The following is a 24016-nucleotide window of genomic DNA, read 5'->3' on the forward strand; positions in this document are numbered from 1 at the left end:
TTAAAGGGCGAATGATAAAAGCAAAAATTAGCATGAACTAGTGGTTAAATGCTAGAATGATAATCAACTAAAACTTGCTAATCATCATCGCTCCATGAACGATATCCGCGCCATCACCGTCTTCGTCCGCACGGCAACGCTGGGCAGCCTGCGGCGCGCGGCCATTGACCAGGGCATTTCGCCACAGGCGGCCAGCCAGTCGGTGATCCAGCTGGAAAAATCACTTGGCGTGCGCCTGTTCCATCGGACCACGCGCAAGCTGAGTTTGACGGAAGAGGGCCAGCGCTTGTTCGATAGCGTGAAACCGGCACTTGCCATACTGTCGTCGTCCCTCGACGAAGCGCGCCGGTCCAAGGAAGAGGTCAACGGGATATTGCGCATCAACGCTCCCCGGTCGCTGGGGCTTTCGGTGCTTTGGCAATTTTTTGAATTATTTCAGCAGCATAATCCCAAAGTGCAGCTCGACATCCAGCTCGATGACCAGTTCACCGACCTGGTGAGCGTACGCGCCGATGTGGGTTTCCGGGGAGGGCCGCCGCCTTCGGCAGGGGCGATTGCGCGGCGGCTCATGCCCATCCAGTTGATCGTTTGCGCATCGCCAGACTACATCCAACGCCACGGCGCACCTCAAACGATAGACGAACTGAGCCAGCGCAGCTGCACCGGCTATCGGTGGGCAAATACAGGCAAGGTTGCGCAATGGCAGTTTCAGATCGGCGACGAGATTGTGCATCGGGACATCCCGGCAGTCATTTGCGTGAATGACACCGCGATGGAGACACAGGCTGTGTTATCGGGTCTTGGTATTGGACAACTAGGTAGTTTCGAGGCCATGCCACATATCCGCAGCGGCCGGCTTGTGCCTTTGCTCATGCAGCATGTCAGCGAGTGCGGCGCCATCTATATCTATTACGGGCATCGAGCGGAACAGTCACTGCGGGTGAGGACTTTTATTGATTTTATGATCGGGAAACTTGCTGATAACCGTGCTTTTTTCCTGGATCGGTCCGAATTGGCCGCTTCCGTTCCTTTGCTGAAGGCACGTCCTCATGCACAGATCGGGGGCGCCGGGCGCCAGCGTTGATTTTTGCCAGTTGTAAAAAATTTTCATGGCGTGCCGTGCATTGGTTGTAAATGAGAATCATTTCCATTAAAATGCCCGCCAGTAGTTATTTTGCAATGCGTGCTTCCACCCGAAAGGCCATGCCCATGAGATTTCCCCTGTCCTTCGCCGCCGTCCTGCCCGCCTGCGTACTGGCCCTGAGCGCTTGCAGCAGCGTCGCACCCGTCAACGGATCCGGCGCGACCGCCGCCGCGCCCGCTACTGCGCAAGACGTGCGCCAGTTGGGCGAGATCGTTGACCTGCGCCGCGGCCAGCGCTTGACTGCCGAGCAATTGCTGGCCCAGCTGGCCGCCGCGCCGCGGGTCATCGTCGGCGAGCAGCATGACCAGCTCAGCCATCACCAGATCGAGCAGTGGCTGTTGCAGCAACTGCAGGGCCAGCGTCCGCAAGGCAGCGTGCTGCTGGAAATGCTGAACCCGGACCAGCAAGCCAAGGTGGACAAGGTCAAGCCGTGGCTGCAGACGGATCCCGTCGTGCGCCCAGAGCACGTGGCCGAGCTGCTGGCGTGGCAGCGTAACTGGAAGTGGGAGCAGTATGGCGACCTGGTCATGACCGTGATGCGCGCGCCGTATCCCGTCTGGTCGGCCAACCTGGACCGCAGCGAGATCAAGCAACTGTTTATCGACAAGCCGGCCGTGCAGGGCAAGCACTCGAACCTGGCCAACGATGCCAAGGTGCATGACAAATTGAAGGACATCATCCGCGTCATGCACGACAACCAGATCGACGAGTCGCGCCTGGCCGCCATGCTGTCGGTGCAGCAGCAGCGCGACCGCCGCATGGCCGAGCGCCTGCTGGCCGCGCCCGCGCCGGCCGTGCTGATCGCCGGCGCCTACCATGCGCACAAGGACCTGGGCGTGCCGCTGCACGTGCAGGACTTGACGGGCGGCCCGGCGCCGCTGGTGCTGGTGCTGGCACAGCAGGGCGCCACGGTGCTGGCGCCGCAGGCCGATTTCGTCTGGTTCACGCCGGTTGTTGCACCTGCCGTCGCCAGCGCCAAATAATTTTTTGTATGTCCGCCGGGCGTTCTGCCCGGCACTCTCCCCCAGCAAGCTCCCCCGCAGCAGCCAGGTAGTCCGTCCGATTTTTTTGCATGCGCGTGCGCGCCGTTGGCGCAGCCATGCCTGTTACCTGTCAAAGTTCTCATGCGTATCTCTTGTCTTAAAGCCGCCAGCTGCGGTGCCGTTCTTTCCTTCTGTCACGCCACCGCGCAAGCGACCGCCTTGCCGCATGACATGTCGCCGCTGGGCATGTTTTTCGCCGCCGACCAGGTCGTCAAAAGCGTGCTCATCGGTTTGCTGGTCGCCGCGCTGGCCACCTGGGTGGTCTTGCTGGTGAAGGGCGCCAGTTTGCTGCAAGCGCGGCGCGAGGCGGCGCTGGCCGTCGCCATGCTGAAGTCGGCGACTTCCTTGCCGGACGCGGTAGTCAAGAGCGGGGCGTCCGTGCTGGCGCAGCAGCTGCTCGGCGACGTGCAGCAGGAACTGAAGTTGTCGCACGCCAGCGCGCCGGCGGCGGCCCTGAAGGAGCGGGCCGGCTTTCGCCAGGAACAGTTCATTGCGCAGCAGGTGCGCGCCATGACGCAAGGCATCGGCCTGCTGGCCAGCATCGGCGCCGTGGCGCCGTTCGTCGGCCTGTTCGGCACCGTGTGGGGCATCATGAACAGTTTTATCGGCATCGCCGTCAGCCAGAGCACGAATCTGGCGACAGTCGCGCCCGGCATTGCGGAAGCCTTGCTGGCGACAGCGCTGGGCCTGGTGGCGGCGATACCGGCCGTCGTCATCTACAACGTGCTCAGCCGCGGCATCAACCAGTACAAGGCGCAGCTGCGCGCCGCTTCCGCGCAAGTGCTGCTGATGCTGAGCCGCGACCTCGACATGCGCCAGCAGGCCTGAGCCATGGCGTCCCTGTTTCCTTCGTCGGACGACGATACGGCCGATATGCCGGAGTTGAGCGAGATCAATGTCACGCCCTTCATCGACGTGATGCTGGTGCTGTTGATCATTTTCATGGTGGTCTCGCCGCTGGCCACCGTCGACCTGAAAATCGACTTGCCTGCCGCCACGGCCAAGCCCGAACCGCGTCCCGAAAAACCGCTGTTCGTTTCCCTGAAAGCCGACCACAGCCTGTACCTGGGCGAGTCGCCCGTGGCGCGCGAGCAGCTGGGCAGCCTGCTCGACGCCCAGACGGGCGGCGACCGCCAGCGCACGCTGTTTTTCCAGGCCGACAAGCAAGCCGCGTATGAAGACGTGCTGGGCGTCATGGACGCGCTGCGCCAGGCCGGCTATCTGAAAGTGGGCCTGGTGGGCCGGGAGGGCGGGTGAATCCGCGCCCTGTATTGAGCTGGGGCATCGCCACGTCGTTGGTGGCGGCCGCCGCGTTGGCGCTGCTGTGGTGGGCCAGCTGGCAGCCCGTCACCGTCGTGCCCGCCAACCCGGCGGCCAGCGTGATGGTGGTGTTTGCCGCGCAAGCGATGTCGCCGGAAACGCGGGTGGCGCATGCCGTGGGCGCGCGCCAGTCGGCCGCGTCCAGCGCCGCCCGGCCGCCCAAGAGTGCAGTCAGGCAAGAGGCGCTACCGGTGCTGGCACGCGCCGCCGCGCCGGACATCGTCGCCGCGGAAAAAGAGGCGAAGGCAGAAACCAGTCCGTCGCCCGATCCCGGCAAGGATGCCGCGAAGGAAGCGTCTGTGCCTGCGCAGGCCAGCAGCAGCGCCACGCCGGCGCCAAGCCCCGTACGCGGTCCGCAGGCGGCGCCGTTCAACAGCGATACGCCGCCCGCCAGCGCGGCGCCGGCCAGCTGGCAAAGCCAGGTACTCGGCCACCTGGCCCACTTCAAGCGCTATCCGGGCGATGCGCGCCAGCGCAAGAAGGCTGGCGCCGCCTGGGTGCGCTTCCAGGTGGACCGCGACGGCAAATTGCTGGCCAGCGAACTGGTCACCTCGTCGGGCACGGTGCTGCTTGACCGCGAAGCCTTGCAAGTGCTGCAGCGTGCGCAGCCGCTGCCGGCGCCGCCCGCCAGCGTATTGCGACAGGGCACGGTGACGGTCACCTTGCCCGTGTCGTTCAAGCTCGATGCCGGGAACGGTCACGGCGCCAGCTGAATTTTTCAATCACATAAGAAATCGAGGGTGTATGCATATCAAGACAATGACGCAGGCCGTGGGCATCTGCATGGCTTTGCTCGCGCAGCAGGCATGGGCGCAGCAGGCGCAAGACAGTGGCAAGGTGGAATTTTCGCCGCTGAATGTATCGGGTGAAACTGTCCCGGCGGAACAGCAGGCGCTGGAGAAACCGGGCGCCGTCAGTGCGCGCGGGGCCGATACGCGCTTGCAGAGCGTCGACCAGATCGTGCGCAGCATGCCGGGTACGTTTACCCAGATCGACCCGGCGCAGGGCGCCGTCAGCGTCAACATCCGCGGCCTGTCGGGCCTGGGGCGTGTCAACATGATGGTCGATGGCGTGAGCCAGAATTACTATGGCAGCGCGCCGTCGTCCGTGTCGCACGGTGGCGTGTCCAGCAGCCAGTTCGGTGCCCTGATCGACCCGAATTTCATCATCGGCGTGGATGTGTCGCGCGGCAATGTTGTCGGTGGCGATGGCGTCAATGCGCTGGCTGGTAGCGCCAATTTCCGCACCATCGGCGTCGATGACGTCGTCTTCGCCGGCGAAAAAACGGGGGCGCGCACGAAAATGTCGACTGGCAATAACGGCGTGGGACGCAGCGCCATGCTGGCCGTGGCCATGAAAAACCCCGCCTTCGATGGCGGCAGCGTGGGCTTCATGGCCGCCACCAGCGCTAGCGTGATCGGCAACAACTACAAGAATGCCAAGGGCGTCAACAGCGAGGAATTCGGTTTCGGCTACAACCGCTATTACAAGCAGAAACCCAAGTCGCAACTGCTGAAGCTGGATCTCAAGTTGAGCGACTTCCATGCGCTGGAACTGTCGGCGCGCGATTACCGCAACACGTTTACGCGCCGCGATATCCAGAGCAATGACTACTACGTGAAATATCACTACACGCCGTTTTCGGAATTGATCGACCTCAATGTGGTGGCCAGCAGCAGCCGCGGCAACCAGAAATACATGCCCGAGGCGCTGACCAATTTCATCAACACGAATGCGGCCAACCGCGCCGACGCCATCGACATCAACAACACCAGCAGTTTCAAACTGGCCGGTGGCGACGCGCTGGTGACCGTCGGCGGCAAACTGATGCGCAATAAGTACAGCAAGCACGTGGAAAGCCTGGTCGATGATCCGGACAATCCGGACGCGAACCAGCAATCGATTGAAAACAATACGTTTGGCCCCGAGGGCGTGCAAAAGATCAGCAGCCTGTATGCGGGCCTGCAATACAACCGTGGGATTGTGCAGGTCAATGCGGGTCTCAATACCACGCACTTTGATTTGACCGGCTACAAGCCCGCCTGCGATCCGCGCGTGCAGTGTTTCCCGCAAGGGGCGAGCAATATTGCGCTCAAGGAGCATGGCATCAATCCTTCGCTGCTCGTTTCCGCGCAAGTGACGCCGTGGTTGCAGCCGTTTGCCAGCGCCGAGCGCACGATGCGCGGGCCGAATCCGCAGGAAGTGTTTTTTTCGAATGACGGCGGGGCCTCGATGAATCCTTTCCTGAAGGGCGAGAAAGCGACGACCTACCAGCTGGGTTTCAATTCCAGCTTGCATGGCTTGCTGAGCAAGAATGACGTGCTGAACTTCAAGGCCCTGTATTTCAAGAGCAAGATCGACGGCTATATCACCAGCCAGTCCTTCCTCGTGTGCGACCGCGGCCGCAAGTGCAATATCGCGGAAGTGCTGGCCAACGACTGGCAGAATGTGGATGACTACATGACGAACATGTATATCTACATCAACTCGGCCACGCCCGTGTATTCGCGCGGATGGGAACTGGAAGCGCAATATCAGCTGGGACCGGCCTATGCGCGCCTGTCGTACACGCGCGAAACGACGCGCCAGCCGACCTCGATCGCCAGCGCCTGGTTTGGCGCGGCCGACATCAGCGAGCTGCCCAGCGTGTACTACAACCTCGATGTGGGCACGCGATTGCTGGACAACAAGCTGGAAGTGGGCGCCATTCTCAAGCATACGGGCTCGAACCGCCGCCTGTCGCCGGACAATGAAGCCGATGAAGCGACGGGCGAAGTGCTCAAGGCCGACAATCCGAAGATCCCGGCCGTGATCGACTTGTATGCGAGCTGGCAGGTGACGAAAAATCTGTTCCTGCGCCTGTCCGTGCAAAACGCCATGAACAAGGATTTCTCGGAAGCGCTGAACCGTTTGAACTCGATGCCGTCCCAGTCGCAGGACAACACGCCGCTGAGCACGGCGCGGGGCCGGACGTATGTGGCGGGGCTGGAGTACCGGTTTTAGTCAAACCCAAGTGCAAATACTGGGGTCGTACCCTCAGGGTACGACCCCGGCCCTGCGCTTGGGGTGAATTAATACTCGCGTGGTGTCGTTCCATAATAGCTGTGAATGGAGTTCACCCACGTGGTATCGGCCATGTTCGGCCAGTTATCCGTATCGAAGCCGGGCGCGTTTTCGATGCGTTCCTTGTCGACGTTGAGGGTGAAGCGCTTGTTGACGGTGTCGAGCAGCAGCGCTTCCCACGGCACGGCGAACAGCTTTTCGCCGATGGTGAAGACACCGCCGTGCGACATGACGGCGTAGGCGATTTTGCCGCTGCGCATGTCGATCATGATTTCCTTGATTTCGCCCAGATGTTCATCCTTGGCGTTGTGCACATGGTCGCCGATCAGGGTGTCGGCACCCATCAGTTCGGGGCCGGGACCTTTGTGGCCGCGGTTGACATACATGCCGTAGGCGTCGCGTTCTTCGTAGCTCATGATGGACCTCCTGTTGAAAATGCCAGTCTGCCGCCAGGGTGCGGCAGGGTCTGTTCGCTCGCCCACACAAAGTATGGAATTGGAAATATTTCAATTATTGCCAGCTTGCAATTTTGTTGTGCGTAGACAGCAGGAGGGGGAGGGATAGTCGGTATTTGCCGCAAATTTCCGCGCGCGGGGAGCGACGCAGGCGGGCTTTAGTGTATAATTTCAATTTCCCGCACGTGCCGTTCGGCACCATCTGCAATGACCAAATTTGTCTTCGTCACTGGTGGCGTTGTGTCTTCCCTTGGAAAAGGGATTGCCGCCGCCTCCCTCGCCGCGATCCTCGAATCGCGCGGCCTTAAAGTCACCATGCTCAAGCTCGACCCGTATATCAACGTCGATCCTGGCACGATGAGCCCTATGCAACACGGTGAAGTATTCGTCACCGATGACGGGGCCGAAACCGACCTCGACCTCGGTCACTACGAGCGCTTCATTTCCACCCGCATGAAAAAGGTGAATAACTTCACCACTGGCCAGATCTATGAATCGGTGATCCGCAAGGAACGCCGGGGCGAATATCTGGGCAAGACCGTGCAGGTGATTCCGCATATCACCAATGAAATCCAGGATTACATCCGCCGTGGCGCCGAAGGCTACGACGTGGCCCTGTGCGAAATCGGCGGCACTGTCGGCGATATCGAATCCCTGCCATTCCTGGAAGCGGCACGTCAGCTGAGCCTGCGCGCCGGCCGCAAGAACACGGCTTTCGTCCACCTGACCCTGGTGCCTTACATCGCCTCGGCCGGTGAACTGAAGACCAAGCCGACCCAGCACTCGGTGCAAAAGCTGCGCGAAATCGGCATCATGCCGAATGCGCTGCTGTGCCGCGCCGACCGCGCCATCCCGGAAGACGAACGCGCGAAAATCTCGCTGTTCTCGAATATCGAAGAGCAGGCCGTCATTTCCGTGTGGGACGTCGACACCATCTACAAAGTGCCGCAAATGCTGCACGACCAGGGCCTCGACAAGATCATCTGCGACGCGCTGGACCTCGATCCGGCACCGGCCGACCTGTCGATCTGGAGCAAGCTGATCTACACGATGGAGCATCCGAAGGCGGAAGTGACCGTCGGCATGGTCGGCAAGTATGTCGAGCTGACCGAGTCGTACAAGTCGCTGATCGAAGCGCTGCGCCACGCTGGCATCCACACGGAAAGCCGCGTCAACATCGAGTACATCGATTCGGAAGAAATCGAAACGACCGGTTGCGAGAACCTGGGCAAGTACGATGCCATCCTGGTACCGGGCGGCTTCGGCAAGCGCGGCGTGGAAGGCAAGATCAAGGCGGCCCAGTTCGCCCGTGAAAACAAGATCCCTTACCTGGGCATCTGCCTGGGCATGCAAGTGGCCCTGATCGAATACGCGCGCAACAAGGCAGGCATGCCGAACGCGAATTCGACCGAGTTCGACCTTGATACGGATCAACCTGTCGTTGCACTGATCAATGAGTGGCAAAACCACGATGGTAAAGTCGAGTTGCGCGATGAAAACTCGGACCTGGGCGGTACCATGCGCCTGGGCGCGCAGACCTGCGCCGTCAATCCGGGCACCCTGGCCGCCGAGATCTACGGCAGCGTGGTGACCGAGCGTCACCGTCATCGCTACGAAGCCAATAATCACTACCTGGCCCGTGTCGAAACGGCTGGCCTGATCGTGTCGGCCCGCACGCCGAGCGAAGATTTGTGCGAAATCATGGAATTGCCACGCACGGGTGAGAATTCCCACCCATGGTATATGGGCGTGCAATACCATCCTGAGTTCAAGTCGACGCCACGCACCGGCCATCCGTTGTTTACCTCGTTCATCAAGGCAGCGCTGGCGCACAAGGAAGCCAACGCCGTCGCTGAGTAACGCCGGTCGATCGCGACAGTATTACCCGTAAGACAGCTCCCGGCCAGATGGTTCCCGCCGGGAGTTTCTTTGCCCCCTTTGTGCAATTGCGCATCAGAACGCAGTGTGCAGCCCCCTGTTAAGCTTAACTTTGGAGAATGACATGAGTGCTATTGTTGATATTATCGGTCGCGAAATCCTGGACTCGCGCGGTAACCCGACCGTCGAATGCGATGTGTTGCTGGAATCGGGCGTGATGGGCCGTGCGGCCGTGCCGTCGGGTGCCTCGACCGGTTCGCGCGAAGCCGTGGAATTGCGCGATGGCGACGCCAAGCGCTACTTCGGCAAGGGCGTGCTGCAAGCATGCGAGAACATCAACACCGAAATCTCCGAAGCCATCATGGGCCTGGACGCCAATGAACAGGCTTTCCTGGACCGTACCCTGATCGACCTGGACGGCACGGAAAACAAATCGCGCCTGGGCGCCAACGCCATCCTGGCCGTCTCGATGGCTGTTGCCAAGGCTGCCGCCGAAGAAGCGGGCTTGCCGCTGTACCGCTATTTCGGCGGTTCGGGCGCCATGCAGATGCCAGTGCCGATGATGAACGTCATCAACGGCGGCGCACACGCCGACAACAACCTGGACATCCAGGAATTCATGATCATTCCCGTGGGCGCCCCGTCGTTCAAGGAAGCCGTCCGCTACGGCGCGGAAGTATTCCACACGCTGAAAAAGATCCTGCACAAGAAGGGCCTGAACACCAACGTGGGCGACGAAGGCGGTTTCGCGCCATCGCTGGCCAACCATGAAGAAGCCATCAAGCTGATCATCCAGGCCATCGAAGAAGCGGGCTACGAGCCAGGCACGCAGATCGCCATCGGCCTCGATTGCGCCGCGTCCGAGTTCTACAAGAACGGCAAGTACGAAATGGAAGGCGAAGGCCTGAGCTTGAGCGCCACCGAGTTCACCAACCTGCTGGCGACCTGGTGCGACAAGTACCCGATCATCTCGATCGAAGACGCGATGCATGAAGGCGACTGGGACGGCTGGGCGATTCTGACGGCGGAACTGGGCAAGAAAGTGCAACTGGTCGGCGACGACCTGTATGTCACCAACACCAAGATCCTGAAAGAAGGCATCTCGAAAGGCATCGCCAACTCGATCCTGATCAAGATCAACCAGATCGGCACCCTGACGGAAACCTTCGCCGCCATCGAAATGGCCAAGCGCGCCGGCTACACGGCCGTCATTTCGCACCGCTCGGGCGAAACGGAAGATTCGACCATCGCCGATATCGCCGTTGCCACGAACGCCCTGCAGATCAAGACCGGCTCGATGTCGCGTTCGGACCGCATGGCCAAGTACAACCAGCTGCTGCGTATCGAGGAAGACCTGGGCGACATCGCCAGCTACCCTGGCCGCGATGCGTTCTATAATCTGAAGTAAGCTGATGTAAAACCCACTGGCCGGCCGGAGATATCCGGCCGGTTTGTTAACTGAATACCCCATGCGCCTGATTACGCTCGCCCTGGCAGCCCTGCTGCTGTTGATTCAATTTCCCCTCTGGCTGGGCAAAGGCGGCTGGCTGCGTGTTGCCGACATGGAAGCCCAAGTGGCGGTGGCGAATAAAAAGAATATGGAATTGAAGGCGCGCAACGCCAAGCTCGAATCCGAAGTGCGCGACCTGAAAGATGGGACGGGCGCCGTCGAAGAGCGTGCCCGCTACGAGCTGGGCATGGTCAAACAGAATGAGATTTTCGTGCAGATCGTGCGCAAGGGACAAACCCCGCCACTGCTGGAAACGCCGGTGGACGCCGCTGCGCCACGCTAAGATAGTACTACTTCCCGCTTGCCAGCCTGGACCGATTGCCAGGCTGACCTGTCACATGACTACTTTGTTACCTTGTTACCTTGTACTGCTGCACACGACTGGCCGCATGGCGCGGCGTGCTGCTGCCTTGCTGCTTGCTGATCAGAAACGGGCCTTGCCGGTCGAGATCAGGTAAAAATGGATGCTGGTGACCACGACGGCGACAGCGATCAGTGCGGTTTCGAGAAATATCATATAAAAATCCTTTCAGTATTGAGTTATCCGCGCGACGCCAGGAAGCGCAATTCTGCGGCCAAGTTCGGCATCAGGTTTTCGTAACGGGCCGCTTCCGAGTTCAGCAGGGCGATGTCGCGCTTGCTTGGGCGCACATAGCGCGCGTCCTCGGTGCTGGTGTTCGTGCTGGCGATGACTTCCTTCTGTGCCAGTTCGCTGTACGGCTTGGAAGCGAGCAGGGCGCCGAGGAAGGCGCGCGTGGCGCGGCCCAGGTTGCTGAAGTAGTTGTCGTTGTCGTTGCTGTAGGTGTTGGTAAAAGTGGACATATGCCCTCCATGAATGGTCTGTTGTTGCATTGCACAATAATGGAGTTTGCGATATGCGTCCAATTTCAAATTCCAATTTCAGAAATTCAAGAAACGCATAATAAGGGCGTAGCCATCGGCCACGCCCTGAAAATGAATTTGTTACTAAATGTTTATCCTGCGGTTTATCCTGCGGCGATGCGTCCCAAACCCGGATCGTCGCTGAAAAAACCGTCGAGTCCCGTATCAATGTAACGCCGCATTTCCGCCACGGAACCAGCCTCGTTGCGCGCATTTTCGCCATTGCCGTCTCGGAAGTCGGCCGCCAGGAAACGGTTTTCCGGACGGAAGGTCCACGTGTGCAAGAGCAAGCCCGCCTGGTGCGCATCGTCGACGATGGAAGAAGGTTTTGCCAGGCGCTGGTCGGCGCCCAGCGCGATGATTGCTCGCGTGGGCGGCGCCACCACATCCGCGTAGGCGGCGATGTCGCGCAGGCCGGCTGGCGTAATCATTTGCCCGAACGTCAGCTTGCCGCCGGCCTTGGCCACGTCCATCGGGCGGATATCGCCACCCACCACCAGCTGCATCAGGCGCACGTTGGCGCGCCGTCCCAGCTTCTCGCGCAAATACTTCAAATTCGCTACTTCGAAGGACTGGATTTCGATCGGCGCACGGCGCGTGTATTCGTGCGCCAGCAGGGTCGAGAGGAAACGGTCTTCCAGCGCCAGGCCCGCATCGCGGAAATAGGTCGAGCTTTTCAGCTCCGGCACGAGGCCGATGATGCGTCCGCTGGCGGCAGATTGCGCTGCAACAAAATCGATGATTTCTTCCCACGTCGGGATCTGGAATTGTCCATCGTACAAGGTGTTGCCGGTACGTACTTTCGGCAGTCGTTCGATGGCGCGCAGGGTTTTCAGTTCGGCCAGGGTGAAGTCGTCGACGAACCAGCCTTCGTGCCATTCGCCGTCGACCATCTTCTTGCCGCGCCGGCTGGCAAACTCGGGCCGGCGCGCCACGTCGGTGGTGTCGATCAGATTGCTTTCGTGGCGCGCCACGAGGATGCCGTCGCGCGTGGCGACCAGGTCCGGCTCGACGTAGTCGGCGCCGTCGAGGATGGCCTTGGCGTAGGACGCCAATGTATGCTCGGGACGCAGGGCGCTGGCGCCGCGGTGGGCGAAGACCAGCGGCCGCGCCGGTGGCGCAGTCAGCAGGCCGGCCGCAAAGCCGGGCGCGGCGGCCAGGGCCAGGCCGCCCACGGCCGCCTGGACGAAGCTGCGGCGCGAAAAATGCCGTTGCGGCAAGATTGATGTGCGCATCAGAAATCCGCCGTCAAGGTGAGGAAGCCCTGGCGCGGGGCGATCGGGAAGGTGTTGTATGTCTTGTCGGCCGCGCCGACCACCACGTTCAGCGAGCCTTCGCGGTTGGCCAGGTTGCTGACGTTGACACGCCAGCGCGGGTTTTTCAGCCAGCTGGCCATGGCCGGCAGCTTGCCCGACACGCCCAGGCCCATCAGGAAGTAGCTTGGGACCGATAAATCGTTGGTGTACGTCGCGTAGCGCTTGCCCACATAGTCTCCCGTCAGTTGCACTTCGATATCGCCAAGCGTCGCGGAAGCAACAAACTTGTTCAGCCATTCCGGCGAGCCCGGCACGTTCTTGCCCGCCGTCAGTACCAGCGCGGCGCCATTGTTGTAATTGTCCGCGTACTGCGAGCGGTTGTACGACAGGGCATTGTAGAACGAGAAATTGTTGCCGAAGTGCACAGTACCCGCGATATCGATGCCGTCCGTGCGCACGCTGCCCACGTTGGCCAGCACGGGATTGCCGCCTATGATGGAGGAAATCACGGGGGTTGGGCTGATCTGCAGCAAACGGTTGCTGAAATCGACGTGGTAGACGTTGACCTGGCCATCGATGGCCGTGATGGCGCCCAGGTTCAAGGCGTGGCTGCCGCGCACGCCCACTTCATAGGTGAGTGCCGTTTCCGGCTTGGCATCGCGCTTGAACAGATCAAAAGCGGCCTGGCTCGACAAGCTCCATGGCGAGGCGCCGCCGCCGCCATAGGTGACGAACTGGCGCATGTTTTTCTGGATATTGAAATACAGCTGGTCCTGCGGCGTGAAATCCCAGCGCGCGCCCACTTGCGGCAAAAACCATTTTTTCGTGTTGATGGTGCCGACCGGCAAGGCCGTCGAACCGCCGGAAATGGCGCCCTTGGCCGGCTGCACGGGGAACTGGCCATCGGCAAATTGCAGGCTGGACTTGAAACCGGCCTGCAGGGCGATATCGGGGCGGATACGCCATTCATCCTGCAAGTGCAGCTGCACCACCTTGTTGTCGATCTCGCTGCCGTACTGCGTGATCAAAGGATTGCTGGGGCGGTCGTAGGGCGACGTCGGGTTGTTGACGTCCAGCGCATACCAGCGGCGATAGGCCGATGAGCGGTTCTGTTCCAGCCACAGGCCCGCTTCCAGCTGGTGTTCGCCGATTTCCTTGCGCAGGGTGGAAAGGAAGCCGCCGCGCTTGATGTCGTATTCCGTCGTGCGCACGGCGTAGCCAGAGTTGCCGAAGACTTGCTTCAAATTCTGTTTCGGGTAGTACACGCTGAACAGGCCAGGCAAGCCGGCCACGCCGATGGGGCCGGCCACCACGCCCGCGCCGTCATCCTTGTGGTAATACACCTGGTTCGACCAGGTCATGCCTTCGGACAAGTTGGCGTCGAACTTGGCATACGCCAGGTAATCGGTGCGCTGCGCATCGCTGTAGTAATTGCGGTAATTGTTGCCGTCCGCGGCAGGCGTGGCGCCCGTCGGCGACAGGTAATTGAGGGCCGCCTTGAAGTCCGGGTACAGGAAGGGACGCGTGTACGGCGCGCTCGTTTCGCCGGCCACGTGCACGGTGCTGTCTTCGTTCGGTTCGATCTTGTCCGAGTAATTGAAGAACAGGGTCAGCTTGCCTGCCTCGCTGCGGTTGACGTACTTGGCGTTGAACTGGTCGCCGCCCTGGCGCGCGTCGAAATCCCAGGCCCGCGCTTCATGGTGCAGGATGGAAAAGTAGGCGCTGCTGCCTTCGCCGAAGGCGCCCGTATCGTAGCGGGCAAACGTGCGCGAGGTGCGGTGGCTGCCCACGGTTTGCTGCACGCTGGCGCCCTGCGTGGCCAGCGGGTCGCTGGAATAGGTTTCGATGGTGCCGCCCAGGTTGCTGGTCGAGGCCGTGGCCAGGTCGCCCGCGCCCGACGACAGCACGACGCTGCGCACGTTTTCACTGATCACGGCGCGCTGCGGCGACAGGCCGTTGTAGTTGCCGTACTGCTGGTCGCCCAGCGGCACGCCATCCATGGTGTAACCGAGTTGCTGGCCGGAAAAGCCATGCACGAACAGCGACAGGTTCTGCTCGTTGTTGCCCCATGGATCTGCCGTCTGGAAGCTGACGCCGGGCAGGGTTTGCAGGGCTTTCAGGGGATTCGTGCCGGGCAGGATTTTCTGGATTTCATTCTTGCTCAGGGCGACGGAAGAGCGCGTCTTGCGCGAGGAAATCTCCACGGTGGTCATCGGTGCATTGTCGTCGGCAGCCGGGGCGGCCGCTGCGGCCATGTCGGTAGTGGCCGATGCCACGGCGGCGGCGACGGCCGTTTGCGCCAGGGTAGGCAAGCTCAAGCCTGCGGCGCAAGCGCCCAGCAAAACGTGGAAGGAATGGCGGCGCAGGGCCAGCGTCAAGTGGGTGGTCATTATCAGCCTGTGGAAAGTATTGGGAGGAATACAAGCTGCGCAGCGTAACGGCGGCGCGTGACGGGCTGATGACGAACTGATGACGGGAGGATGACAGCGGAAACAATTGCGCCGCCTCAAGGGCGGCGCGGCAGATTCATTACGAAACTGTAATGCTTAGTTGATGCTGGCTGCGGGTGGAATCAAAACTTCCGCCGGCGCATCCGTGATGAACAGCTGCGCGCAATCGACCTTGTCGAATTCGTAGTGCTGGCCGCAGAAATCGCAGTTCACGCCCACTTGTCCCACTTCTTCCAGGGTGCTGTTGACTTCTTCCTCGCCCAGCATCTTGAGCATATTGCCCACTTTTTCACGCGTGCAACTGCAATGGAAGCTCGGGTGCAGCGGGTCGAAGACGCGGATCGTTTCTTCCCAGAACAAACGCTGCATCAGGGTGTCGATATCGGTCGACAGGATTTCCGCCTCTTTCAGGGTCGACGCCAGCATCACGGCACGGTTCCACGTGTCGAGCGCGTCTTCTTCCGACACAGGCGTCGCTTCGGCCTTGCCGCCATGGTGGGGCAGCTTTTGCAGCAGCAGGCCGCGCGAGACGCTGTCGTCCGTGGCCAGCCACAGACGCGTATCAAGCTGTTCCGAGCGCAACATGTAGTTTTCGATCACGGTCGCCATGTCGTCGCCGTCCAGCGGCACGATGCCCTGGTACGGTTGCTGGCCTGGCACCTTGTCGGCCGGGTCCAGGGTGATGATGAAGCGGCCCTTGCCGGTGGCGTTGAGCAATTGCGGCACGGTGGCCACGTCGGGGATGGCGGCATCCGGATCCAGCTTGGCCGTGGCGCGCAGGCGCAGGTCGGAGTCGCACTCGACCACCATCAGGCGCACGGGGCCGTCACCATGGATTTGCATGATGATGGAGCCGTTGAATTTCAGGTTGGCCGACAGCAGGGCGGCGGCGGCCACCATTTCGCCCAGCACTTTTTTCACGGCCGTCGGGTAGGCGTGGCGCGACACCACTTCCTGCCAGGTGTGGGACACGTCGATGAACTGGCCGCGTACGGCGGCGTTGTCGAAAATAAATTTTTGCAGGGTATCCTGGCCGCTAACGGCTGCGCTGACCGCGCCCGTGGTTTCAGTCGTCATTCTCTTATCCAATCTTCTTGAGTTGCGTATTAAATAGCTGGCCGCGTTGCACATAGTTCACGGCGTTGCTTTGTAGCCTGGTGATATCGTCTGCCGTCAGAGCCCGCACGGCTTTCGCCGGTGAGCCGATGATCAGCATATTGTCGGGAAATTCCTTGCCTTCCGTGACCAGCGCACCCGCGCCGACGAGGCAGTTCTTGCCGATCTTCGCGCCATTCAGGATCACGGCCTGGATGCCGATCAGGGCGCCATCGCCGATGGTGCAGCCATGCAACATTGCCTGGTGACCAATGGTGACGTTCGATCCGATGTCCAGCGGGTAGCCCGGATCCGTGTGCAGCACGGCGCCTTCCTGCACATTGCTGTTGGCGCCCACGGTGATGCGTTCGTTGTCGCCGCGAATCGTGGCGCCGAACCATACGGACGTATTCGCTTCCAGGGTCACCTTGCCGATCACATTGGCCGTGTCGGCAACAAAAGCGGAAGCATCAATCTGCGGCGCATCGGCGCCCAATTGGTAGAGTGTCATCGTTAGCCTGTGGCGGTGGTGGAAGCGCCGGGCACGGCCGGACGCGGAAGTTTTGCGCTATTTTACGCTGTTGCAGGGCAAGTCCGAGCGCCGGGCGTCAATCCGGTATAATTATCGAACGGTCGTACTTTTATGTCCGCACTATCTACAGACACAGCATGTGGCGCCATTCGCGCCACTTTCAAGGCAGGCAATGAGATGAAAACCATGAAACTTTCCCGTTCCGAATTCATCAACATCCGCGGCGCCCGCACGCATGTGCGGCACTGGGGCCGAGAAGGCGCGCCCATCCTGTTCATGGTGCATGGCTGGATGGACGTGGCCGCCTCGTTCCAGTTCGTCGTCGACGAGTTGCAGGGCGACTGGCACGTGATCGCCCCCGACTGGCGCGGCTTCGGCCTCAGCGACTATACGCAATCGGACACTTACTGGTTCCCCGACTACCTGGCGGACCTGGACGCCATGCTGCTGCATTACTCGCCGGACGCGCCCGTCAACCTGCTGGGCCACAGCATGGGCGCCAACGTGGCCGGCCTGTACGCGGGCGTGCGGCCCGAGCGCATCAGCCGCTTCATCAACCTGGAAGGCTTCGGCATGATGGCAAGCAAGCCGGAGCAGGCGCCGGGCCGCTACGCCAAGTGGCTGGACGAATTGCGCGAGCCGCCCGCCATGCGTAGCTATCCCACGCAAAAGGCCGTGGCCGAGCGCCTGCAAAAGACCAATCCGCGCCTGCCGGACGAGCGCGCGGCTTTCCTGGCCGAGCACTGGTCGGCGCAGAACGAGGCGGGCGAGTGGGACATCATGGGCGACCCGCAGCACAAGCGGGTCAATCCCATCCTGTACCAGGTGGAAGAAGTGATGGCGTGCTGGCGCCGCATCACGGCGCCCGTGCTGTGGGTGGAAGCCGACGATACAAATATGTGGCAATGGATGGGGCCAAAGGAACAAGCGCGCATTGAAATCGACCGGCGTTTGGCCTGCATCAAGGATGTGCGCTGCGAGATGATGGCGGACGCGGGCCACATGCTGCATCATGACCAGCCGGCGGCACTGGCTCGCCTGGTGGAAGCCTTTTTGGCCTGATGTGTGACGGGAACGCCGCAGCGCTATTTGACAAGCAGCGTACAATGAAAACTTCTTCCATGCTGAGCCCGTGCAGGGTATTGTTTTCACATGCTTAAAGTCGACCTGCATTGTCATTCGAATATCTCCGACGGCGTGCTGTCTCCCGCCGCCGTGGCCGCGCACGCACGCAAGGCGGGCGTCGATGTCTGGGCGCTGACGGATCACGATGAAGTGTCGGGCGTTGCCGCCGCGCGCACGGCCGCGCTGGATCTGGGCATGCGCTTCGTGGCTGGCGTGGAAATTTCCATTACCTGGGCTGGCGAAACCGTGCACATCGTCGGTTTGCAAGTCGATGAAAACAATCCGGGTCTGGTGCAGGGCTTGCACCAGACGCGTTCCGGGCGCGATGCGCGTGGCCGCGAAATCGCCCGCCAGCTCGATCTGGCCGGCATCCCCGACGCCTATGAAGGGGCCTTGAAATTCGTTGGCAACCCGGACCTGATGTCGCGCACGCACTTTGCCCGCTACATCGTGGAAATGGGCAAATGCGCGAACATCCCCGACGTGTTCAAGAAATACCTGTCGGAAGGCAAGCCCGGCTACGTCGAACACCGCTGGGCCACCCTGGCCGAAGCGGTGGGCTGGATACGCGGCGCGGGCGGCGTGGCCATCATCGCCCATCCGGGCCGCTACCGCTTCAGCGACATGGCGCAAGGCGTGCTGTTCGATGAGTTCAAGCAGCTCGGCGGCGTGGCCATTGAAGTCGTCACGGGCAGCCACAGCCCGGACCAGTATCCGGAATACGCGCAACTGGCCAACGCCTACGGCTTCCTCGCTTCGCGCGGCACGGATTTCCATGCGCCAGGCGAGTCGCGCGTGGATTTTGCCATGCTGCCTCCGCTGCCTGCCAACGTGACCCCGATCTGGCACGACTGGTTCTAGGGCGCGGCTGGCCTGCGCCTGCGGCGCGGGCTTGAAAAGTCGCGGCCGCATACTTATCTTTTAGTCATTCTTGTTTTTCCGGAGCCATCGCCCATGAAACGTATCGTCCTGTTTATTGCAACCAATCTGGCCGTGATGCTGGTGCTGTCGCTCGTACTCAGTTTGCTGGGCGTGGGCAATCCGGCGCGCGGCAGCACCCTGAACCTGGGCAGCCTGCTGGTGTTTTCGCTGGTGGTCGGCTTCACGGGCTCGATCTTTTCCCTGTTGATCAGCAAACCGATGGCCAAGTGGAGCACGGGCGCGCGCGTGATCGACAACCCGACCTCGTCGACGGAATTGTGGCTGGTCAATACCGTGCGCGCGCTGTCCGAGCGGGCCGGCATCGGCATGCCGGAAGTGGCCGTGTACGAAGGCGACGCGAATGCGTTCGCCACGGGCGCCTTTAAAAATTCGGCGCTGGTGGCCGTCTCCACTGGCTTGCTGCAAAGCATGAACCGCGATGAAGTCGAAGCCGTGCTGGGCCATGAAATCGCCCACGTGGCCAATGGCGACATGGTCACCTTGACCCTGATCCAGGGCGTGGTGAATACCTTCGTCGTCTTCATGGCCCGCGTCGTGGGCTTCTTCGTCGACAATGTGCTGCTGAAAAATAACAACCGCGAAGGCGGCGGGCGCGGCATCGGCTACTTTGTGACCGTGATGGTGTGCGAAGTGATCTTCGGCTTGCTCGCTTCCATCATCGTGGCCTGGTTCTCGCGCCAGCGCGAATTTCGCGCCGACGCCGGTTCGGCCAAGCTGCTGGGCAGCCCGACGCCGATGATGCATGCGCTGGCTCGCCTGGGCGGCGTGCCGCCGGGCGAGCTGCCGCAATCGATGCAGGCGCTGGGCATCAGCGGCGGCAATGGCGGCTGGGGCGCACTGTTCGCCACCCATCCGCCACTCGAACAACGCATCGCCGCGCTGCGCGGCGTACAATAATGCTAACTTAACAAGCTGGTTCGCCAGAACGCTTACACATGAGTCAATTTTTTCATATTCACCCTGACAATCCGCAATTGCGCCTGATCAAGCAGGCGGCGCAAATCATCCAGTCCGGCGGCGTCGTGGCCCTGCCGACCGATTCCTGCTACGCGCTGGTATGCCAGCTCGACGACAAGGGCGCCGTCGAGCGCCTGCGCCGCATCCGTGGCGTGGATGAAAAGCACCATCTGACCTTGCTGTGCCGCGACTTGAGCGAGCTGGGCGTGTACGCCCGCGTGGACAATCGCCAGTTCCGCCTGCTCAAGGCGGCCACGCCGGGCGCCTATACCTTCATCCTGGAAGCGACGAAGGAAGTGCCGCGCCGCCTCAGCCATCCTTCGCGCAAGACCATCGGCCTGCGCGTGCCGCAACACCGTATTGTGCAATGCCTGCTGGAAGAGCTGGGCCAGCCCTTGCTGGGCGCCACCCTGACCCTGCCCGGCGACGAAGACAGCCTGACGGATGCCGACACCATCCGCGAGCGGCTGGAAAAACTGGTCGACCTGATCATCGATGGCGGTGTCTGCGCGCATGGCCCCAGTACCGTGATCGACCTGACGGGGCCGGAGCCGGAAGTGGTGCGTGTGGGACGCGGCGACCCGGCCGTGCTGGGTTTGTAGAGGGGCAGGGCGCGTCCTTTGCCGGGCTGGTCTTCACCTGTTCTTAATGACAACGTAAGAAAGGGCATAGTTCGCCTCTGGTAGAATCGCGGTCATGAGCGATTTCAATACGATAGTCCAGACCGTTGCGGTGTACCTGGTGCCGGTGCTGTTTGCCATTTCCCTGCATGAGGCGGCGCACGGCTACGCGGCCCGCTATTTCGGCGACCCCACGGCCTCGAACGAGGGCAGGCTGAGCCTCAATCCCATCCGGCATATCGATCCTTTCGGCACGATCCTGCTGCCCTTGATGCTGTATTTCACGATCCAGGTGCCGTTCGGCTATGCCAAGCCGGTGCCCGTCGATTTCAGCCGCCTGCGCAATCCGAAGAAGCAGATGGCCTGGGTGGCGTTTGCCGGTCCTGGCGCCAATTTCGTTATGGGCTTCGGCTGGATGATCGCCTTTGTCGTGCTCAGCGTTATGCCGCCGACGGAAATGGGCATGTTTTTCCGCAAGATGGCGGGCGCCGGCATCAGCGTGAATGCGGCCATGTTCGTGTTTAACCTGATCCCCGTGCCACCGCTCGATGGCGGACGCATCATGACGGGCTTGCTGCCGATGCAGCTGGCGCGCCCTTACGCCAGCATCGAGCGCTACAGCCTGTATGTGTTTGGCGCCCTGGTGCTGCTGATGTACACGGGCGTATTGAACCGCGCCTTGCTGGCGGCGATCGAATTTGTCATCGGCATTTTTGTCACCCTGGTCACGCCCCTGACGGCGCTATTGACTTGATGCCAACAACCGGATGCACGCAAATAATTGATGGAAGTACCGATGCAAGTAACTGAACCAACAATAGAAACCGAAGCGATTTCCGGCTGGCTGCGCCGCTGGGCGCCCCTGATCCCGGGCGGCGAAGTGCTGGACCTGGCCTGCGGCGCCGGCCGCCATGCGCGCCACCTGGTGAGCCTGGGCCACCCCGTGATCGCGCTCGACCATGATCCGGAAATGCTGGAAAAGGCGGCCGGCACGGGCATCACCACCTCGCTGGTGGACCTGGAAGCGCCAGGCGCCGTCTGGCCCTTCGCGCCCGGCCGTTTTGCCGGCATCGTCGTCACCAATTATCTGCACCGGCCGCTGCTGGAGGCCATGATTGCCAGCCTGGCGCCCGATGGCGTGCTGCTGTATGAAACGTTTGCCGAGGGTAATGAGCAGTTCGGCAAGCCGTCGAATCCGAAATTCCTGCTGAAGGAAGGCGAAATGCTGACCTGGGCGGTGCAGCAGGGCTTGCGTGTGGTAGCGTATGAGGATGGGCGCGTGGAACAGCCAAAAGCTGCTCTGGTGCAACGAATTTGCGCCGTCCGGCCGGATTTTCCACGGTTGGCAGCGCTGCTGCCGACGTTTTGAGCGGCCATACTATGTCAGAATGCACCACAGGCGCGGGCTATCCGCTACAATCGTTGTTTTATTTATCGGCGCTATAAACTTACTATGATCAAGGGCAGCATTGTAGCAATCGTCACCCCGATGCACGCTGACGGCAGTCTGGACTTTCCAGGTCTGCGCAAGCTGATCGACTGGCATATCGCCGAGGGTACGGACAGCATCGTCATCGTTGGCACGACGGGCGAATCGGCAACAGTCAGCGTGGAAGAACACTGCGAACTGATCAAGTTGACCGTCGAACATGCCAAGGGACGCATTCCTATCATCGCCGGCGCCGGTGGCAACTCCACGGCCGAGGCCATCAAACTGACGCGCTATGCGAAAGAAGCGGGCGCCGATGCTGTCTTGCAAGTGGTGCCGTACTACAACCGTCCTACCCAGGAAGGCATGTACCAGCACTTCAAGGCCATCGCCGAAGCCGTCGACATCCCCGTCATCCTGTACAACGTGCCGGGCCGCACGGTTGCCGACATGAGCAACGAAACCATCGTGCGCCTGTCCGCCATCCCGAATATCGTTGGCGTGAAAGATGCGACCGGCAATATCGGCCGCGGCATCGACCTGCTGCGTTTGGTTCCAGCGGACTTCGCCGTGTACTCGGGCGATGATCCGACGGCCATGGCGCTGATGTTCTGCGGCGGCCACGGCAACATTTCCGTGACGGCCAACGTCGCGCCGCGCGCCATGCACGAACTGTGCGTCGCAGCGATGGCGGGCGAGCGCGCCACGGCGATCGCCATCAATAACAAAGTTTTCCCCCTGCACCAGAAATTGTTTGTCGAGCCCAACCCGGTGCCCGTCAAATGGGCGCTGGCCGAAATGGGCCTGATGCCAGCCGGCATACGCTTGCCGCTGGTGCCGCTGGCTGAAAATTGCCATGCCACCGTGCGCGATGCCTTGCGCGATGCGGGCATCCTGTCTTAAGCCGAACTTCAAGCCCGGACTTGACCAGTCCGGACCTTCCCTGATTCCAGCTGCTACTTAGCTTCTTATCCAGTTACGACATGACTAATTGCAAGAAAACCCCATCGGCGCCTGCCACCATCGCCGTCCGCGGCATCGTCATCGGCGCCGTCGCAGCCAGCCTCGCGGGCTGTGGCATGATCAGTTCGGTAGTCGGCGGCGACAAGGTCGATTACAAATCGGTCAAGAAAGCCAGCACCCTGGACGTGCCGCCTGACCTGACGCAATTGCAGCAGGACAACCGTTACTCCTTGCCAGATTCGAAAAACGGCGTGGCCACGGCTTCCGGCTACAACGCGCAGCGCAACGCCACGGCCGGCACGCCCGTCATCATGGGTGCCGACGGCGTGGTCGGTGTCGTGCCCGTCACGGCCGGCGGCGTGAAGGTCGAGCGCGCGGGCAACCAGCGTTGGCTGGTCGTCAAGCAGTCGCCTGAAGTGCTGTGGCCGCAGCTCAAGCAATTCTGGGAAGATTCCGGCTTTACCGTCGCCATCGACCAGCCAACGGCTGGCATCATGGAAACCGAGTGGAACGAAAACCGCGCCAAGCTGCCGCAAGACTTTATCCGCAACACCATCGGCAAGGCTTTCGATTCGATGTACTCGACCGGTGAAAAAGACAAGTTCCGCACCCGCGTGGAACGCCTGGCCGATGGCTCGACCGAGATCTACATCAGCCACCGCGGCGTGGAAGAGGTTGTCACGGGCCGCGACAAGGAAACCACCACCTGGACCGCGCGTCCCAACGATCCGGGCCTGGAAGCGCAATTCCTGGCCAAGCTGATGACGCGCCTGGGCGCGGCCAGCGACGAAGCGCAAGCGAAGACAGCCGTCGACGGCGCCATCGTGCAGCCGCTGCACGCCAAGCTGGTGGGCGACGCCGCCACGCCGGCGCGCGCCATCGAAGTCGATGAAGGTTTCGACCGCGCCTGGCGCCGTGTCGGCCTGGCGCTGGACCGCGTTGGCTTCACCGTGGAAGACCGCGACCGCGCGCAAGGCACGTATTTCGTGCGTTACGTCGATCCGGACGCGGTCAAGAAAGATGGTTTCTTCTCGAAACTGTTCAGCTGGGGCTCGTCCTCCGACAAGGACAAGGAAGCGCAGCGCTACCGCGTCCTCGTCAAGGCCGGCAATGGCTCGACCAGCCTGGTCAGCATCCTCAGCAACGAAGGCCAGCCGGACGTCTCGCCAGTGGCCGAGAAGATCCTGGGTCTGCTGAACGACCAGTTGAAATAAGTGGTGTGACAGCGGCAGGTTTGAAAACCTGCCGCGCATTAAAAAGGCTGGCTCGGTGCAAACCGGGTCAGCCTTTTTAATTGCCTGCGTCCGGCGTCATATCCTGCGGACAAAACGCCAGACGCAAAAAAGCCGACC

The 24016-nt window shown here is 61.3% G+C and carries 23 protein-coding genes; 17 read left to right on the forward strand and 6 right to left on the reverse strand.

The annotated features are described in order from the left end of the window. Positions 1–94 precede the first annotated feature (94 nt). The 6 genes from ACPJXG_RS06570 (at position 95) to ACPJXG_RS06595 (ending at position 6510) form a co-directional block, all read left to right on the forward strand. Complete coding sequence (locus ACPJXG_RS06570; protein ID WP_425253743.1) at positions 95–1084, forward strand: LysR family transcriptional regulator; 990 nt, start codon at positions 95–97, stop codon at positions 1082–1084. A gap of 125 nt (positions 1085–1209) precedes the next feature. Further along, entirely contained in the window at positions 1210–2127 is a 918-nt protein-coding gene (locus ACPJXG_RS06575; RefSeq protein ID WP_425253744.1) for a ChaN family lipoprotein, read from the forward strand. A 219-nt stretch (positions 2128–2346) separates the two neighbouring features. Continuing rightward, a complete protein-coding gene (exbB, locus tag ACPJXG_RS06580; RefSeq protein WP_425253745.1) occupies positions 2347–3015 on the forward strand; it encodes a tonB-system energizer ExbB in 669 nt (222 codons plus the stop codon). A 3-nt stretch (positions 3016–3018) separates the two neighbouring features. Next, a complete protein-coding gene (exbD, locus tag ACPJXG_RS06585) occupies positions 3019–3444 on the forward strand; it encodes a TonB system transport protein ExbD (protein WP_051958971.1) in 426 nt (141 codons plus the stop codon). Beyond that, positions 3441–4220 (forward strand): TonB family protein, encoded by a 780-nt coding sequence (locus ACPJXG_RS06590; protein WP_425253746.1) that lies wholly within the window; start codon positions 3441–3443, stop codon positions 4218–4220. The genes exbD and ACPJXG_RS06590 overlap by 4 nt, the downstream gene beginning before the upstream one ends. Positions 4221–4251: 31 nt before the next feature. Further along, positions 4252–6510: a TonB-dependent receptor domain-containing protein gene (locus ACPJXG_RS06595; protein ID WP_425253747.1), complete on the forward strand. Its 2259-nt coding sequence runs from the start codon at positions 4252–4254 to the stop codon at positions 6508–6510. Between the two features lie 68 nt (positions 6511–6578). On the opposite strand, the gene ACPJXG_RS06600 is transcribed toward ACPJXG_RS06595, so the two are convergent. Continuing rightward, positions 6579–6986: a PRC-barrel domain-containing protein gene (locus ACPJXG_RS06600; protein WP_035821190.1), complete on the reverse strand. Its 408-nt coding sequence runs from the start codon at positions 6984–6986 to the stop codon at positions 6579–6581. A gap of 246 nt (positions 6987–7232) precedes the next feature. On the opposite strand from ACPJXG_RS06600, the gene ACPJXG_RS06605 reads away from it, so the two are divergent. From ACPJXG_RS06605 to ftsB, 3 genes are all read left to right on the forward strand, one after another. Continuing rightward, positions 7233–8885, forward strand: a complete 1653-nt coding sequence (locus tag ACPJXG_RS06605; RefSeq protein ID WP_402719154.1) for a CTP synthase — start codon at positions 7233–7235, stop codon at positions 8883–8885. Positions 8886–9027: 142 nt separating this feature from the next. Further along, a complete protein-coding gene (gene eno, locus ACPJXG_RS06610) occupies positions 9028–10311 on the forward strand; it encodes a phosphopyruvate hydratase (protein ID WP_035821185.1) in 1284 nt (427 codons plus the stop codon). A 61-nt stretch (positions 10312–10372) separates the two neighbouring features. Next, positions 10373–10696, forward strand: a complete 324-nt coding sequence (ftsB, locus tag ACPJXG_RS06615; protein WP_425253748.1) for a cell division protein FtsB — start codon at positions 10373–10375, stop codon at positions 10694–10696. A 257-nt stretch (positions 10697–10953) separates the two neighbouring features. Here ftsB and ACPJXG_RS06620 read toward each other — a convergent pair whose 3' ends face one another. The 5 genes from ACPJXG_RS06620 to ACPJXG_RS06640 all read right to left on the reverse strand — a co-directional run bounded on the left by ACPJXG_RS06620 (position 10954) and on the right by ACPJXG_RS06640 (position 16607). Further along, on the reverse strand, positions 10954–11235 hold the full coding sequence (locus tag ACPJXG_RS06620) for a hypothetical protein (protein WP_425253749.1): 282 nt from the start codon (positions 11233–11235) through the stop codon (positions 10954–10956). Between the two features lie 164 nt (positions 11236–11399). Beyond that, the gene (locus ACPJXG_RS06625; protein WP_425253750.1) at positions 11400–12530 is read right to left on the reverse strand and encodes a glycerophosphodiester phosphodiesterase; all 1131 of its coding nucleotides are present in this window, start codon (positions 12528–12530) and stop codon (positions 11400–11402) included. After that, the gene (locus ACPJXG_RS06630; RefSeq protein WP_425253751.1) at positions 12530–14941 is read right to left on the reverse strand and encodes a TonB-dependent receptor; all 2412 of its coding nucleotides are present in this window, start codon (positions 14939–14941) and stop codon (positions 12530–12532) included. Before ACPJXG_RS06630 ends, ACPJXG_RS06625 begins: the two co-directional genes overlap by 1 nt. Before the next feature lie 156 nt (positions 14942–15097). Continuing rightward, a complete protein-coding gene (gene hslO, locus ACPJXG_RS06635) occupies positions 15098–16078 on the reverse strand; it encodes an Hsp33 family molecular chaperone HslO (protein WP_425253752.1) in 981 nt (326 codons plus the stop codon). A gap of 4 nt (positions 16079–16082) precedes the next feature. Next, positions 16083–16607, reverse strand: a complete 525-nt coding sequence (locus tag ACPJXG_RS06640; protein ID WP_035821175.1) for a gamma carbonic anhydrase family protein — start codon at positions 16605–16607, stop codon at positions 16083–16085. A gap of 207 nt (positions 16608–16814) precedes the next feature. Between ACPJXG_RS06640 and ACPJXG_RS06645 the strand changes: the two genes are divergently transcribed. From ACPJXG_RS06645 to bamC, 8 genes are all read left to right on the forward strand, one after another. Next, positions 16815–17690, forward strand: a complete 876-nt coding sequence (locus ACPJXG_RS06645) for an alpha/beta fold hydrolase (RefSeq protein ID WP_176389016.1) — start codon at positions 16815–16817, stop codon at positions 17688–17690. A gap of 90 nt (positions 17691–17780) precedes the next feature. Then, positions 17781–18614, forward strand: a complete 834-nt coding sequence (locus ACPJXG_RS06650; RefSeq protein WP_425253753.1) for a 3',5'-nucleoside bisphosphate phosphatase — start codon at positions 17781–17783, stop codon at positions 18612–18614. 93 nt (positions 18615–18707) lie between these two features. Beyond that, a complete protein-coding gene (gene htpX / locus ACPJXG_RS06655; protein WP_035821167.1) occupies positions 18708–19592 on the forward strand; it encodes a protease HtpX in 885 nt (294 codons plus the stop codon). A gap of 38 nt (positions 19593–19630) precedes the next feature. Then, complete coding sequence (locus ACPJXG_RS06660; protein ID WP_035821164.1) at positions 19631–20254, forward strand: L-threonylcarbamoyladenylate synthase; 624 nt, start codon at positions 19631–19633, stop codon at positions 20252–20254. A 94-nt stretch (positions 20255–20348) separates the two neighbouring features. Continuing rightward, complete coding sequence (locus tag ACPJXG_RS06665; protein WP_425253754.1) at positions 20349–21026, forward strand: site-2 protease family protein; 678 nt, start codon at positions 20349–20351, stop codon at positions 21024–21026. A 42-nt stretch (positions 21027–21068) separates the two neighbouring features. Continuing rightward, entirely contained in the window at positions 21069–21641 is a 573-nt protein-coding gene (locus ACPJXG_RS06670; protein ID WP_425253755.1) for a class I SAM-dependent methyltransferase, read from the forward strand. A gap of 84 nt (positions 21642–21725) precedes the next feature. Next, positions 21726–22604, forward strand: coding sequence for a 4-hydroxy-tetrahydrodipicolinate synthase (gene dapA / locus ACPJXG_RS06675; RefSeq protein ID WP_035821156.1), 879 nt, complete (start codon positions 21726–21728; stop codon positions 22602–22604). 80 nt (positions 22605–22684) lie between these two features. Further along, a complete protein-coding gene (gene bamC / locus ACPJXG_RS06680; RefSeq protein WP_425253756.1) occupies positions 22685–23878 on the forward strand; it encodes an outer membrane protein assembly factor BamC in 1194 nt (397 codons plus the stop codon). The last annotated feature ends 138 nt before the right edge of the window (positions 23879–24016 follow it).

Origin of the sequence: Janthinobacterium sp. NFX145 (genome assembly GCF_049810325.1) — a bacterium.
Classification (GTDB): Bacteria; Pseudomonadota; Gammaproteobacteria; order Burkholderiales; family Burkholderiaceae_D; genus Janthinobacterium; species Janthinobacterium rivuli.